16 protein-coding genes are annotated in these 14,011 nt (G+C 30.8%); 5 read left to right on the forward strand and 11 right to left on the reverse strand.

Features of this window, described 5'->3' with window-relative positions:
- The first annotated feature begins 24 nt into the window (after nt 1–24).
- Both HA148_RS00500 and HA148_RS00505 read left to right on the forward strand, forming a co-directional pair.
- The gene (locus HA148_RS00500) at nt 25–408 is read left to right on the forward strand and encodes a hypothetical protein (protein ID WP_209129251.1); all 384 of its coding nucleotides are present in this window, start codon (nt 25–27) and stop codon (nt 406–408) included.
- Nucleotides 409–477: 69 nt separating this feature from the next.
- Nucleotides 478–624, forward strand: coding sequence for a high light inducible protein (locus HA148_RS00505; RefSeq protein ID WP_011862136.1), 147 nt, complete (start codon nt 478–480; stop codon nt 622–624).
- Nucleotides 625–628: 4 nt separating this feature from the next.
- Here HA148_RS00505 and HA148_RS00510 read toward each other — a convergent pair whose 3' ends face one another.
- The 5 genes from HA148_RS00510 to HA148_RS00530 form a co-directional block, all read right to left on the reverse strand.
- Nucleotides 629–970, reverse strand: a complete 342-nt coding sequence (locus HA148_RS00510; protein WP_209129253.1) for a hypothetical protein — start codon at nt 968–970, stop codon at nt 629–631.
- Nucleotides 971–981: 11 nt separating this feature from the next.
- Nucleotides 982–1,896, reverse strand: coding sequence for a YihY/virulence factor BrkB family protein (locus HA148_RS00515; RefSeq protein WP_209129255.1), 915 nt, complete (start codon nt 1,894–1,896; stop codon nt 982–984).
- 90 nt (nt 1,897–1,986) lie between these two features.
- A complete protein-coding gene (locus HA148_RS00520; RefSeq protein ID WP_209129257.1) occupies nt 1,987–2,787 on the reverse strand; it encodes an inositol monophosphatase family protein in 801 nt (266 codons plus the stop codon).
- 2 nt (nt 2,788–2,789) lie between these two features.
- Nucleotides 2,790–4,211: a TolC family protein gene (locus tag HA148_RS00525; RefSeq protein ID WP_209129259.1), complete on the reverse strand. Its 1,422-nt coding sequence runs from the start codon at nt 4,209–4,211 to the stop codon at nt 2,790–2,792.
- Nucleotides 4,204–5,616 (reverse strand): TIGR03279 family radical SAM protein, encoded by a 1,413-nt coding sequence (locus HA148_RS00530; RefSeq protein ID WP_209129261.1) that lies wholly within the window; start codon nt 5,614–5,616, stop codon nt 4,204–4,206. The genes HA148_RS00525 and HA148_RS00530 overlap by 8 nt, the downstream gene beginning before the upstream one ends.
- A 187-nt stretch (nt 5,617–5,803) precedes the next feature.
- Here HA148_RS00530 and HA148_RS00535 point away from each other — a divergent pair, with 187 nt between their 5' ends.
- Nucleotides 5,804–6,571 carry a DUF3120 domain-containing protein gene (locus tag HA148_RS00535; protein ID WP_209129264.1) on the forward strand — a complete coding sequence of 256 codons (768 nt, stop codon included), beginning with the start codon at nt 5,804–5,806 and terminating at the stop codon, nt 6,569–6,571.
- The gene (nadB, locus tag HA148_RS00540; protein WP_209129266.1) at nt 6,571–8,238 is read left to right on the forward strand and encodes an L-aspartate oxidase; all 1,668 of its coding nucleotides are present in this window, start codon (nt 6,571–6,573) and stop codon (nt 8,236–8,238) included. Before HA148_RS00535 ends, nadB begins: the two co-directional genes overlap by 1 nt.
- On the opposite strand, the gene HA148_RS00545 is transcribed toward nadB, so the two are convergent.
- Nucleotides 8,228–9,163, reverse strand: a complete 936-nt coding sequence (locus HA148_RS00545; RefSeq protein WP_209129268.1) for a vitamin K epoxide reductase family protein — start codon at nt 9,161–9,163, stop codon at nt 8,228–8,230. The two genes, nadB and HA148_RS00545, sit on opposite strands and share 11 nt — an antisense overlap.
- 105 nt (nt 9,164–9,268) lie before the next feature.
- Between HA148_RS00545 and rimO the strand changes: the two genes are divergently transcribed.
- Nucleotides 9,269–10,633, forward strand: a complete 1,365-nt coding sequence (rimO, locus tag HA148_RS00550) for a 30S ribosomal protein S12 methylthiotransferase RimO (protein ID WP_209129270.1) — start codon at nt 9,269–9,271, stop codon at nt 10,631–10,633.
- 4 nt (nt 10,634–10,637) lie between these two features.
- On the opposite strand, the gene petL is transcribed toward rimO, so the two are convergent.
- From petL to HA148_RS00575, 5 genes are all read right to left on the reverse strand, one after another.
- Entirely contained in the window at nt 10,638–10,730 is a 93-nt protein-coding gene (petL, locus tag HA148_RS00555; RefSeq protein WP_025944325.1) for a cytochrome b6-f complex subunit PetL, read from the reverse strand.
- A 64-nt stretch (nt 10,731–10,794) separates the two neighbouring features.
- Entirely contained in the window at nt 10,795–11,181 is a 387-nt protein-coding gene (locus HA148_RS00560; protein WP_209129273.1) for a DUF4346 domain-containing protein, read from the reverse strand.
- A gap of 61 nt (nt 11,182–11,242) precedes the next feature.
- On the reverse strand, nt 11,243–12,397 hold the full coding sequence (locus HA148_RS00565) for a GNAT family N-acetyltransferase (protein ID WP_209129275.1): 1,155 nt from the start codon (nt 12,395–12,397) through the stop codon (nt 11,243–11,245).
- A gap of 17 nt (nt 12,398–12,414) precedes the next feature.
- A complete protein-coding gene (locus tag HA148_RS00570; protein WP_209129277.1) occupies nt 12,415–13,065 on the reverse strand; it encodes a RibD family protein in 651 nt (216 codons plus the stop codon).
- A complete protein-coding gene (locus HA148_RS00575) occupies nt 13,062–13,988 on the reverse strand; it encodes a 6-pyruvoyl trahydropterin synthase family protein (RefSeq protein WP_209129279.1) in 927 nt (308 codons plus the stop codon). Before HA148_RS00575 ends, HA148_RS00570 begins: the two co-directional genes overlap by 4 nt.
- Between the last annotated feature and the right edge of the window lie 23 nt (nt 13,989–14,011).

The following is a 14,011-nucleotide window of genomic DNA, read 5'->3' on the forward strand; positions in this document are numbered from 1 at the left end:
TCAAAATACATCTAGGAAAAAAAATTGGAATTAAGAACAAAAATTGTTTCAGCGGTTATAAGATCTCTCAAATTGCCGCCAAGGTTTCGTTTGAAAATGGTCAAAGAAGAACCAGTGAGACTTGAACTAAGCCTTACTCCTTCTTACGGTAAAAATCCAGTTATTGTTGGTATAGTTGAATCTTTAGACTTAGTCGCGCGAAGAGATAGAGAAGGTAGACTCCCTAGAGATCTTCAAGGGACTTGGGACTGGACAGTAAGACATGGAAAAGTTAGTACTGGAGGTTGGAATCCCATGTTAAAAGAAGCATTGCAAACAATGTTTGATACAGGATTGCCAGCCATTGTATATGAGGAATTAACTGGAGATGAGTATCGACCTGTTGATGGTGTAAGACATGTTAAATAAATAATTTATTATTTTTCATAAAATCTTCCTTAAAACGTTAAAATAATTTGATAGATGATCTAGTTAATTATGAATAAAGACAATCAACCAAGATTCGGCTTTGTAAATTTTGCAGAAACTTGGAATGGCCGTATGGCAATGATGGGTATTTTGATTGGTCTTGGTACTGAACTAATTACTGGACAAAGTATTCTTAGACAAATTGGAATAGGTTAGTATTTTACTTTACTTCTTCTGCTTTCACTTCAATAGTACTTTCACTAGGCTTTTTATCTAATTGATTTTTCTTATTTATATTCTCTAAATCTGCACCGCAAGTCATGCAGGTTTCACTTAAACCTAATGATATTGCCCCACAAGTACTGCATTTATTGATTTTAGATTTGTAAGAGTTAAAACCTATAAACACTAAAACTAATAATAGAAAAGGAATTAAGAACAAAAGAAGCAGGATATTTCCAACAAAGTTAATGAAAAAGTTAAATCCAAAAATTGGAATAACTAAAAGCATGATTAATGAGTAGGTAAGAAGATTTTTATTAGCTCTAAGAAAATAATTCATCTTGATTATTCTTATCTATAATTTCTTTTTTTATTTACTAACGTCATACTAGCAATAACGACGCTCCAACACTGTCCAAAATATAAAATCACTCCTAATAGCCATACCCACAAAGTAAGTACAAGAAAACCTCCAATAAAACCGTATGCTTGAAATCTTACTCCAAGTGAGAGAATACTTTTACTTACTGCAAGGTTTAAAGTGGTAAGACCAATTCCAATAAGGAAAGATCCTGGTAAAAGTGGTTTTAGTGGAACTTTCCTACTGGGTAAGAGGGCTTGTAATAAAAGAGCCATTAAAGAAAATCCAATTAGTGGTATTGCAAACTGACCAACTTGTAATAGCGGCAACTTTACTAATAAATCAGAAACAAGATTATTAGATTGTGAAAGATTTTCTAAAACGTTACTTGGGATCATTCTAAGATTTGCACTAATCTGGTCTAGTACCATTAAAAAACCAATAAAGAATACGATTAAAAAGGCTTCAATTCTATTTCTGAGAAACTTTGAAGCTTGTACTTTCCAAGCAGCACTAACTTTTTTAGATGGAATTTCGTCTTCCCAAAGCCTATCTGAGCCTCTTTGAAGAGATAGATATGCATTTCCTGCTGTAAAAAGCAAAAACATAGCCCCTAGAATACCTGCCCCAAAACCTTGATCTATCAAATTAAATAATGTTGTTTCTACTAACTCAACTACTGAAGGAGGTAAAAGTTGAGCTGCAATAGAAATTATTTGTTGATCTAATCCTTCTTGTTTTCCTAGGAACCATGAAGCTATGGAAAGAGAAATCAGAAGAATAGGAAAAAATGATTGAAGTGTGTAGTATGCAAATGCAGCGCTTAAATCAACACAATCAGATTTGCTCCATCGCTCACAGGCTCCCCATAAACTTTTCAGAATCCATGTTGAGCTTCTCTGCATATTAATTTTCTTCAAATATTTTATTTATTTACTAATTTTTATTGTATCTGATTAAGAAATTTTTCAAGCAATTATTTATTTATGATGCAACTATTTTTCCAATAATAAATTCCCCCATGGCTTTAAAATTTCAACTTTTTCCATAGATCTACAAGCAATTAATGGAAAATTAACATCACTCAAGTCTCCTCCTGAAACTAAATTCAAAGGATTTGTTTCTAACCACTCTATAGAGCAATTTAGTTCTTCTAATAGCAGCCAGGCCGCTGCAATATCCCATATCTTGGGAGTTGATTCTATGGCTCCGAAAGTTTGTCCCATTGCTACACTCGTTAGATTTAAACTCGATACACCTAAGAGTCTGATTTTTCCAGGAAATACTGAATTTGGTTTTTTTTGTAAAATTTTTATAGATCTACTACACAAAGAAATACATTCACTTTGATGATTATTTTGTTTGGGATCTATTTTCTGGTTATTTAACCAAACCCCTTTACCTTTAATTGATACAAACTTTTTTTTCAATGTAGGAATTATTAAAAAAGAAGATTGTGGTTTGCCATCAACAAACCTTGCCACTGATATAGACCAGTAAGGAATGCCCGCAGCAAAATTTGTTGTCCCATCTAGTGGATCAACCACCCAATAAGCCTTTGAGTTTGGAATTAACTTTTGCCCTTCTTCACTAAGGACGCCTTCACCTGGAGCTATTGAAGCTAGCCCATCTACGATTGTTTGGTCACTCCACAAATCACAACTTGTTAATAATGATCCGTCTGCTTTATTGCTGGCACTAATATTGCCAAAATCTTTTATCTGGCGCTGACTAACTAATTCAAATAAAGAATCTAATTCACCTAATTGCTTATTAGTTAAATTTGATGGATTCATCTTTATATATTGCAAATAGATGTATTATTTTTAATTTTATTATTTTCTAAACAAGTATTACTTATTTCTAGAAAAGTTAATCTTTCTAATTCATCTAAATTCAGATTGTAATTATAAAGAGCATTAATATTTTTTGATTTCGCGTTACTCAATTCAGTTTGTCTGACAAGAACATCCTTTAGAGTTGATATACCAACATCATATCTAAGTCTAGAAAGCCTTACAGACTCTTTACTAGATTCAATTTCTTTTAGAGATGAAATTATTTTTTCTTCATTCAATTTCAGATTTAAATAGGCTTTACTAATATTTGTAGTTAAAACATTTTTCAGATTTTTAAAGGCATATTTTTCAGATTTTGCATCTGCTATTTTTGAATTATAAGATTTCTTATTCTGTCCTCCATTAAATATACTCCATGCGAAATTGAGACTTATTGTATTTGTATAGTCAGATCCAGTTTTTTCAGAGTCAATATTAGTAGATAATGAGTCACCCCTAGAAAATGTGCTAGAGAGTGTGTTGCTAATATAAATATTTGGCTTATTTTGAGATAAAAAACTTTTTGCTTGACTCTTTTTAATAGATTCTTGTAGAAGAATGTTTTTTAAGGAAAGATTTTGATCTAAGCCTGTATTAATGTTTTTATTCAATTTATGATTCCAAAAACCTATTATATTTTGCTCATTACTAATTTCAAAATCTCCCTCTAAGTTAAGAACCTCTTTGAGGGAAATTTTATTGATTTCATGTTCAATTTTCTTTTCATTAAGAGATTGTTTATCTCGAGATAATTGAGCTTCTGCCTCAAGAACTTCAAATTTTGTACCGACTCCTGAATCTAACTTTGCCTTAGCGTTATCTAAACTTGTAAATGACAAATCAAGTGCAAATTTTTTATTTTGAATATCCTGATATGATTTCTGGTATTTGTGATACCTTTTTCTTGCTTCTTGAATTAAATCTTTCTTTTTAATCTCATAATTATTTTCTGCAATTTTGTAATTATCATTGGCAATTTCAATTTCCGATCCTCTAACAGGGTCGATTAAGTCCCATTTAATAGTGAGAGAAGGATTAGCTGTAAATTGTGATGTTTTTAAAGTTTCTGAATTACTGTTATATGTTTTACCTGATGTATATTTCGGTAATCCATTCGCTTGAAAATCCAAAGATGGATATTTTTGAGCAATCTGACTTGAGAGATTAAATTTTGCAGAAGTCACTAAATTTTCAAGTGATTTTAACTCTTGATTATCTAAGACAATTAGATCTATTTCTTTATAACTAATAAAAGGCTTATTTGATTTTTCTTCTAAAACTTTATCTATATTGTTTTTGGTTTCTCTCGCAATTACATTTGAGGGGTTGATATTTAGTGCAAAAGGCAAAATTAGGAACGGGCTTATTACTTTTCTAAGCATTTTTTGAAGTATTAGTTTTATTAGATTTTCCAATCAGAGTATCTATAATATCATTAGAATCATCAAGAACGTGAATACGAGTACCCAATTGATTTTCTACTTCTTTGATATTTTTATCATCTAAAAATAAATCAGTATTAACTTTTAACATTATTGATGGTATGTAGATAGCTTCTCCTAAATCCTTATTTTGTAGACCTGAAATTAGATCTTCACCAGTTAGGAGTCCAGTAACGACTTGCTCTTGTCCCCAATAAATACTTGGTAAACCATATAGATTAATTTTTAATCCTTCAATTAAGTTCAATTTTTTAACTGAAGGAGTTAGCGCTTCATAAACTAACTTACCAACAATCCAACTAACTTTTTTTGGCTTTTTTATTTTTTTGGGTAATTTTTTAGTCTTCTCATTTATATTTTTTAAAAAGCTTCTAATTGAGCCAACTCCATTAGATTCTTGTGGCATATTTTCGTAGGTTTTGTAACTAGGCAAATTTCTACCAGCGATTAAATACCATTCGTCTGCTAGCCAACAAAAACGAGTTCCAAGATTTCTCTGTAATGAAGCTTGTATTTTTTCTACTTGTTCAATTGTTTTTAAAGCGTATTCTGAGCTTATTGATTGTAATCCATCATTTTCAGGTCTAAATTTTGTAAGTCCTACAGGAACTATTGCAACTGATAGTACTGTTTGGGAAGTTTTTTTGTAGAATTCAGCAAGCTCAAAAATTGATTTCTCCAGAATCTCCCTGTCATTAATATTGGGACAAACAACAATTTGAGCATGTATTTGAATAGAATTTTTTTCAAACCAGGAAATTTGATCAAGAATTACTCCAGCTTTTTTATTTTTTAATAATTTTTTTCTAGTAGTAGGATCAGTGGCATGAACTGAAATAAAAAGTGGGGATAGTTTTTGAGTAGCAATTCTTTCCCAGTCTTCTTTTTTTAAATTCGTAAGGGTTAAATAAGAACCATAGAGGAAACTTAATCTATAATCATCATCTTTTATATAAAGACTTTTTCTTTTACCGCTTGGCTGTTGATCTATAAAACAAAATGGACATCTATTATTGCATTGCTTGATTGAATCGAATAATGCATCTTTAAAATTAATACCTAAATTAATGTCTTGATCTTTTTCAATACTTATATTGTGAATTTCTTGATTTTTATCTAGAACTGATATGTCTAAAATTTCTTCACTAATGAGAATTTGATAATCAATTAAATCTCTTGGTTTTTTCCCATTAATGCTAATAATTGAATCACCTGATTCAAATCCTATTTCTTGAGCAATGGAATTAGCTTCAATACTTTCAATTTCTGCAGGACTTACTTTATAGGTAAGGTTAGGAACTAAAAGATCATCGGAATCTTGATTATAATTAAGTTCTTGCCACACAATTAAATTCCAAATATTCTTCTTTATATTTATTCTAAACTCATTTATGTCTCAAAGTGTATTAAATACTTTTAAAATAGTAAATATAGTAGTGAAATTAAGGGCCATTAATTTATTAAAATATGGCATTCGCGGTTTTTTAAAACACGATCTAAATTACTTAAAAACCTAATAAAATTTTTATTCATTGAAAGAATTAATTACAAAAAATTTAGAAGTGAAGGATAAATCTAACTACGAATTACATAAAAAAGTTGAACCATATGAAAGTACTTTTTTATCAAGGCCAATTTATTTAAGATTATGGTCTTCTTTTTTCGTAATTTTACCTATATTTGTTCAAGCTCCTTGGGTTAGATTAGAACCAATTAGTGCGCTTTGTTTTACTTTTGTAATTCTCTTAGGAGTTTTCGTTTTATACAAAAAACAATCAAATAAATGGTTTATAGTCAGTTCATTATTACTTGGTGTGTCAGGAAGTTGGCTTGGTGGATGTTTGTTCTGGGGATGGCTAAGTCCATTTCCTATACTTCACATCCCTGTTGAAGCGGTAGTTCTCCCTTTAGCTTTAATTGGAATTGGTACTAATTGGAAAATTGCCTCTAGTTTTTATATCTCTTCTTTATTTGGAACTGCAGTTACTGACATTACAATATTTTTAATTGGAATAATGGATGAATGGAGAGAGGTAATTTCAGCAGATTCAGAAACTGCACCTTTAATTCTTCAAAAAACCTCAGAGAATCTTCTTCAAATTAAATCATTATCTATTATTGTTTTTGTTGCACTTTTGCTTTGGTTTATTTCAAAAGAAATTTTTGATTCTGCAACTACTAATACTATTAATGGCAAAGCACTTTTGGTTTCCAGTTATGTAATTCAAACGACACTAATTGTTGATGGTATGTTTATTGTTTTAGCAATTCTGCAACCAACTTTTAGTGGATTGGTTTAATGCTTAGACTTCCTTTTTCGCAAGAACCTATTTCTATTAATAATTGGGATGTAATCGTTATAGGTGCTGGAGCTGCAGGTCTTATGACTTGTCTTGAATTGCCTGCAAATTTAAAAGTCCTTCTTTTAAATAGAAATACCAGCAAGATATCTTCTAGTAGATGGGCACAAGGAGGAATAGCATCTGTTGTTAGACAAGATGATTCATTTGATCTTCATGCTGATGATACTTTAAAAGCTGGGGACGGATTATGTGATTATCAAGCAGTTGAAATGCTGGTTAAAGAAGCTCCAGGTTGTGTCGAAAGGTTGCAGAATTTAGGTATGATTTTTGATCAAAGTTCTGATCAACTAGCTACAACTTTAGAAGCTGCCCATTCTCGAAGAAGAGTATTGCATGTAAAAGATCGTACTGGAAGAGCATTAGTTGAAGTTTTAGAAGATCATGTTGAAAATAAAAAAAATATTCTTCACTGTAGAGGTGTAAGAGTAACCGAACTTCTTATAGAAAATGAAGAATGCAAAGGAGTTCAGGTTCTTGATGGAGCAAATTTATATTGGATTCAATCGAGAGCAGTTGTTTTAGCTACAGGCGGGGGTGGCCATTTATTTACTAATACAACAAATCCTGCACAATCTTCTGGAGAGGGGATTGCTCTTGCATGGAAAGCTGGTGCAGCTATCGAAGATTTAGAGTTTGTTCAATTTCATCCAACCGCTTTAAAATTTTATGGTGCACCTTGCTTTTTAATATCTGAGGCACTTAGAGGAGAAGGAGCTATCTTAGTTGATAAAAATGGTGAAAGTCCAGTTAAAAATCTTAAAAATCGTGATTTAGCTACTAGAGATCAAGTAAGTAGAGCAATTATGAAAAATATGCATGATAATAATGTAGATCATGTCGGCTTAGATCTTAGGTATATTGATCCAGAAAAAATTGTTGAGCGATTTCCCACTATCCTAAGTCGATGTCAGGATTATGGGGTTAATCCTTTAAATGAGGTTATTCCGGTAGCTCCTGCAGCTCATTATTGGATGGGAGGTGTAAAAACAGATTTAAATGCTTCTTCTACACGAAAAGGATTATATGCTGTAGGAGAAGTTGCTTCTACTGGTGTGCATGGTGCTAATAGATTGGCAAGTAATTCATTGATGGAATGTCTTGTTTTTGCAAGAAAAATGTCTTCAATTGTTTTGAATAACCCTTCTAAATTTGAAAAATGTGATAGATCATTCCAAAAATTTGATATTCAAGACCCAAAAGAAGATCAAATTTCTCAAATTTCTGAAAAAATTGATGAATTGAGAAAACTATGTTGGTCAAATTTAGGTGTATCTCGAAACAAGGCAAATATGAGTAAATTTTTACATAATATTCAAGATGATATTTCTCAATTACAAAAAAATGCTTTACTAAGTTCTCTCGAAAAAATAAAATTTCATCAAAAAATTAAACTTAGTGAGCGCAATAGAAGGGCACTTAATCTTTTACTTGATTTAAAGAATAGACAAATAACCACTATAACTTTGTTAAAAGCTTGTCTATTTAGAGAAGAGAGTAGAGGAGGCCATTATAGAGATGATTTTGCGGCTAAAGATAAAAATTGGAAATGCCATACTAGACAACAGTTAGATCAAAAAATAAAAAAAAGATTTATTAAAAATTAGAATCTCCTTGATAACCTGTTTTTATAACTAATTCATTCAAGTCTCTTGTACCACTTAAAATTTCTCCATTTATTTCCCAAGAAGGAAATCCACTTATTCCTTTCGTTTGGCATAGCTCATACTCATTATCTTTACCATCTCTAGCACATTCGACTACTTTTAATTTCCTAACTGCTTCTTTACCAAATAATTGTTTTTGATCATGGCAATGAGGACACCAGTATGCACTATACATAACAATATTGTTTTCACTTAAAAATTCTGCAAATTTTACTTTCTGGGGAGAGCTTGAAGTGGTAATTACTGGTGACATATTTTCAGTGGGGTTCTCAACATTAACAGCATTAGAGGGGTCAACGTTTGTTGACCAAATTAGGCCCCCTAATAGGACACTAATGGCTACTATGAAACCTCTAAAAATCATAGGTTCTCTACTTTCAAACTTTGCTCCAACCATAGAAATTATAAAGATAGAAAACGATAAAATTGCTGAAAGTATACAAAAAAAACAATATGCTTGAATCTTAAAAAACATTATATTTATTAATAAAAAGCTAAATGTTGTTGACGCACATGAAATTAGAAATACTAACCACCATAAAAACTTATTTAGTTTTTCTTTTGGGGAAATTAAATTAAGCGAAAGTATTATTGTGATAACTAATATTGATAAATACGTTATAAATCCAGCTAATGAGAGAGGTATATTAACTTGATTGTTTTCAAATAAAGTACCCCAAGGACTATTTAAAACTGTTTCACAACCATTTTGTATCCCTGGGCATGAAAGTGAAGTAAATAATCCCCAGTTTTTTAAAGTAATCGAACCTGTGTCAACTATGCCTATAGTGCTAAGAATTGCGATTATGATTTTTGGCCATTTCAAATCCTTTTTATTAATTCTGTTTAAAGTCTTAAGGGCCATACAAAATGAAAGTTTGTTATTTACATTATCTATCCTAATATTATCTTGGCATGAGAGTTATATCCGAAATGCTGTTTAAATCTTGTAATTCTTATTTTTCAAGTTGTGAAACAAAATACTCTTAAAGTAAAAGAAAAAAAACTATCTAAGATTGCATTCAGTCATGTTGGTTGCGAGAAAAATCTTGTTGATACTGAACATATGCAAGGCTTATTAGATAAAGAGGGTTATGAAGTTGACAGCAATATAAATGATGCAAATGTTGTTGTTGTAAATACTTGCAGTTTTATTGAAACAGCTAGAGAAGAATCTATTAGAAAAATTCTAGAATATACCAATCAAGGAAAGGAAGTAATAGTTGCAGGCTGTATGGCTCAGCATTTTAAAGATGAACTTCTTAAAGAAATACCTGAAATAAAAGCTTTGGTTGGAACAGGAGATTATCAAAAGATAGGAAAGGTTTTAGACAGAGTAGAAAAAGGTGAAATCGTTAATGAAGTTTCAAAAATACCGGAATTCATTGCAGATGAGGAAATACCTCGTTTTGTTGATAAAAACAAATTTGTTGCTTATCTTCGTATTGCTGAAGGCTGCAACTATAATTGCGCTTTTTGTATTATTCCTAAGTTGAGAGGTCCGCAAAGAAGTAGAACAATAGAATCTATAGTTTCAGAAGCCAAAAGTCTTGCAAAACAGGGTATTCAAGAAATCATATTAATTAGTCAAATAACAACTAATTATGGTCAAGATATTTATGGAAAACCATCATTAGCCAAACTTTTGAATGAGCTTTCTAAAGTTCAAATTCCTTGGATAAGGATACATTATGCTTATCCAACGGGTTTAACTAATGAAGTTATTAGAGCTTTTAAAGATTCAAAGAATATAGTGCCTTACTTTGATTTACCACTTCAGCATAGTCATCCAGATGTGTTGAAGAGTATGAATAGACCTTGGCAGGCTTCTTTGAATGAATCAATTTTGGAGAAAATTAGAGAAGAAATTCCATCTGCTGTATTAAGAACTAGTCTCATTGTTGGTTTCCCGGGAGAAAAAAAAGAACATTTTGAACATCTTCTTGCATTTTTGGATAGGTACAAATTTGATCATGTGGGAGTGTTTATTTTTTCTCCTGAGGAAGGAACTGCAGCTTTTCATTTGCCAAATAAAGTATCCGCAGAGGTTGCAGAGGCAAGAAAAGATAACGTTATTTCAGTTCAACAAAATATTTCTAAAGTTAAAAATCAGAGATATGTTGGTTCAAAAATGAAGATTTTGGTAGATAAAGTATCAGATAATAACCAATTAATAGGTCGGTCCTACAATTTCGCGCCTGAAATTGACGGAACTGTAATTTTATCTGTTAAAGAAAAAATTGATTTGAAAAATTATATTGGTAAATTTGTTGAGGCAAATATTTCTTTTGCGGATGAATATGATTTGTATGGAGAGGCTATTAAAATTTTGTAGTTTTTTAAATTAATTTAACCGCTCTTAAGAGCTTATCTAATGCGTAAGCAGCTCCAAAACCAAAACCAATAAATGCAAAATAGAAAATGATGTTCATTAATTTTTATACTTTTATTTAATTTAACATCAGATGAAAAGATTAAATTTTTTCGTTTAATTTCTTAATCTTGGATATATGGTGATTTTTTGTATAAACATTCTTCTGCTTTTTGCAGTTCCCGTCCTAAATATAGAGCATGATCGAATCTGGTTATTAAGTCATTTCTTTCTTCAGTGATCAATATTCCAATTTGTTTCGCACTAATACCTTTAAAAACTTCATTACTGACTCTTTTATTTTGAGAGTCGCATTTAATTGGTTCATTTGTTTCTGGGTCAAGCGCATATCCGTCATCATTAATATTATTTAGAAAGTGCTCTAAAATTATTTTATTTTCTTCAAAATCTACCTTGATAATAAAATAACCGTTTGGATCTAAATCTATAAATCGGTTGGATAGATTATTATCAATCTTTATTTTTTCATCTAAACTTTGACTTGAATCCATTTTGGGAATTTAATTTCAAACTATATTACTAATATAATCTTTGGTAAAGCTGAATAATTTTTTATTTAAAGGGTATAGATTTATTTTCAAAATCAATTTCCATCTCGGTTTGTTTATTCACTTCATTTAGCCAAGGACTAATTATATTTTCCATATTTTTGTCAAACCACTTATGCATGCTAACTGTGCTTTTTGCAAAAAAACCCCTCCGTCTTTTATGTTTACCACCCGCTCCAGGATCAAACAAATGGATACTATTATTTATTGCCCATTCAATTGGCTGGTAATAGCATAATTCAAAATGTAAATTAGATATTTCTTCTTGACTACCCCAATATCTACCCCATAAGTTGTTTTGATTTTTAACGCACATCGACATAGCAAAAATTTCATTTGAATCATGTTTTGATGCACTAAAAAGTAAAAGATTTTTTTTATTATCAACCAGGTTCTCGAAAAATGTAGATGTTAGATATTTACTTCCCCAAACTCCCCACCTCGAACAATGCTGTTCATAAAAATTATGCATTTTTTTGAGGATTTCTTGTTTGATATCATCTTCATTAAAAATTTCTACTTTAATATCTTGTTTAGTAATTGATTTCCTCTCTTTTTTTATATTTTTTCTCTGATTAGAGTTGAATCTAGAAAGAAAATCATCAAATGTTTTTTCTCCATTACTCCTCCATTCACTGCTGGAATTTATCCATTCATGGTATCCCAAAGATTTAAGATGGTTGCCCCAGCTTTCATCAATATATAAAAAATTACAACTTAGAATTTTGTTTGTAATCGCAAAGCTTTCGATTTGGTTTATAAGTAAATTTGTAATTTCTTTCTTGTCTTTATTTTTTTTATAAAGAAATTGATATCCATTTACAGGACTATAAGGACTCATTCCAATTAATTTAGGGTAATAATTTAAATTCAGCTCTTGAGCCAATCTTGCAAATGATTGGTCAAAAATGAATTCTCCATAGCTATGATTTTTTAAAAAAAGTGGGGCAATTCCTAAGATCTCTTCATTTTTAAAAGCAACAAAATATAGTGGCTGCCAACCAGTTTCTCTTGAAACACTTTTTGATGTCTCAAGGTTTTTAATCCAATTCCATTCATAAAATGGATTATTAATTTCATTTGCTAATTCATTCCATATCTCCTTGGAGATTTCCTTAATTGACAATTTGACTTCAACTTTATGTATTGGCTGGTTCATTTATTATTGAATCTATTTTAAATTTTTTTGTAATGAATATGGATTTCATTACTCATTAAATTTTTAATTGATTTTATTTCCCATAGTCTTTCGAGATTAAAAATCGCATTTGTTTGTTCTGGAGGGATCCATGTATATCTACCTCCAATAATTCGTGGAATTATTGTAATTTTTATATCTGTTATTAGATCCTCTTTTATAAATGAATTTATAAGTTTTGCACCTCCTAAAAGAGCTAAATTATTTATCCCTTGTTTTTTGAGTGAAATTAAAGTTTTTTCCCATGAATCTTCGAAAAAGAGTTCTTTCTCGAATTCATTATTTGACGAATTATTAACTTTACTTGAGCTTATTAGCCATCTTCTAATTGGTTGACGAAAGTATTTCCAATGTCTGTTAAATTTTTTGCTATTTGAAGCAACTATAGAAATTGGTTGGCTTTTTGATATATTTACTTCGTCATTATCATTGAGATTTTTAACTAGGTAAGTTGATTGATGAGCTATTAAAGTACCTAAACCAAAAATGGTGGCGTCAACCATTGATAAGGTGTGATTTAATATTTTTTTATCTTCATCGCTTCCAAGATGCGATTCTCCACCTTCAGGAAATGCAATTCTCCCATCAAGACTTGATGCTATAACAATTATTACTCTTGGGATACTCAAGTTTGCGTGACTAAACTATTTTCAAATTTCAACTTCAATGAATTTGTTAACTTTTGATCAACATAAATTTCTGCAGCATTATTTGGGCTCTCTTGAAGCCTTATTTTGTGTAATCTTGCACCAAGTTGATGTATTGGTTTTTTAAGAATATCAGAAATATATAAAGCTATATTTTCAGCAGTTGGAACACAATTATGGAAAAATTCTATGTCTTTATTAAGAAAAGTATGATCTAGTTGTTCAACAACTAAATCGTTGATTATCTTTTGGAGGGCAGATAAGTCGCAAACCATTCCTGTTCTTTTATCAATTTCTCCTTTTACAGTTATATCGACAAGATAGTTATGACCATGTCCATTAACTCTGGCACATTTCCCATAGATTTTTTTATTTTCATCAAAGGATATCTCTTCTTTTGCAAGTCTATGAGCGGCTGCAAAATGAGTTTGTACTGTTAAAAATGCTTCCATGTTTTTTCCAAAATAATCTGCCCATAAATTTGGGTTTTCATAAAGTCTTAGACTTGTAAGAGGTAAATCATCCTTTAGACGACTCCAAATGACCTTTACTAAAGCTTCAGTTGTGGGAAGTATACCCTCTTGATTGTTAACATTAAATTCAGGCCAGACATCATTTAAAAAACGAAAATCTAATTGTCCAGTAACCTTATCTTTAATAGAGTGTTTTACATCAGAGAGATTAAGTACCATTCCATCAGAGTCTAGTTCTCCACCCATTGAAACAATAAGTTCATAATTATGACCATGTCCTGGTGCAATAGTGCACTTACCAAAAAGAGATAAATTTTCTTCTGGGCTTTTCTCAGGAAGCCAATAACGGTGACTGGAACTAAAGCAGGCACGTCGAGTTATGACGCATTCACGTCCTTTTCCATGTAATGGTTTGGATTGTGTAGAAGTCATACCTGTCTGCGATAATACTATCT

The sequence above is a fragment of the Prochlorococcus marinus XMU1405 genome, assembly GCF_017696275.1.
In the GTDB taxonomy this organism is placed as follows: domain Bacteria; phylum Cyanobacteriota; class Cyanobacteriia; order PCC-6307; family Cyanobiaceae; genus Prochlorococcus_A; species Prochlorococcus_A marinus_AB.

What these genes read in the sequence shown, in the direction of transcription:
- HA148_RS00505 (WP_011862136.1), top strand. Translation starts at nt 478, where the DNA reads ATGAATAAAGACAATCAACCAAGATTCGGCTTTGTAAATTTTGCAGAA.
- HA148_RS00510 (WP_209129253.1), bottom strand. Translation starts at nt 970, where the DNA reads ATGAATTATTTTCTTAGAGCTAATAAAAATCTTCTTACCTACTCATTA.
- HA148_RS00515 (WP_209129255.1), bottom strand. Translation starts at nt 1,896, where the DNA reads ATGCAGAGAAGCTCAACATGGATTCTGAAAAGTTTATGGGGAGCCTGT.
- HA148_RS00520 (WP_209129257.1), bottom strand. Translation starts at nt 2,787, where the DNA reads ATGAATCCATCAAATTTAACTAATAAGCAATTAGGTGAATTAGATTCT.
- HA148_RS00525 (WP_209129259.1), bottom strand. Translation starts at nt 4,211, where the DNA reads ATGCTTAGAAAAGTAATAAGCCCGTTCCTAATTTTGCCTTTTGCACTA.
- nadB (WP_209129266.1), top strand. Translation starts at nt 6,571, where the DNA reads ATGCTTAGACTTCCTTTTTCGCAAGAACCTATTTCTATTAATAATTGG.
- HA148_RS00545 (WP_209129268.1), bottom strand. Translation starts at nt 9,163, where the DNA reads ATGGCCCTTAAGACTTTAAACAGAATTAATAAAAAGGATTTGAAATGG.
- petL (WP_025944325.1), bottom strand. Translation starts at nt 10,730, where the DNA reads ATGAACATCATTTTCTATTTTGCATTTATTGGTTTTGGTTTTGGAGCT.
- HA148_RS00560 (WP_209129273.1), bottom strand. Translation starts at nt 11,181, where the DNA reads ATGGATTCAAGTCAAAGTTTAGATGAAAAAATAAAGATTGATAATAAT.
- HA148_RS00565 (WP_209129275.1), bottom strand. Translation starts at nt 12,397, where the DNA reads ATGAACCAGCCAATACATAAAGTTGAAGTCAAATTGTCAATTAAGGAA.
- HA148_RS00575 (WP_209129279.1), bottom strand. Translation starts at nt 13,988, where the DNA reads ATGACTTCTACACAATCCAAACCATTACATGGAAAAGGACGTGAATGC.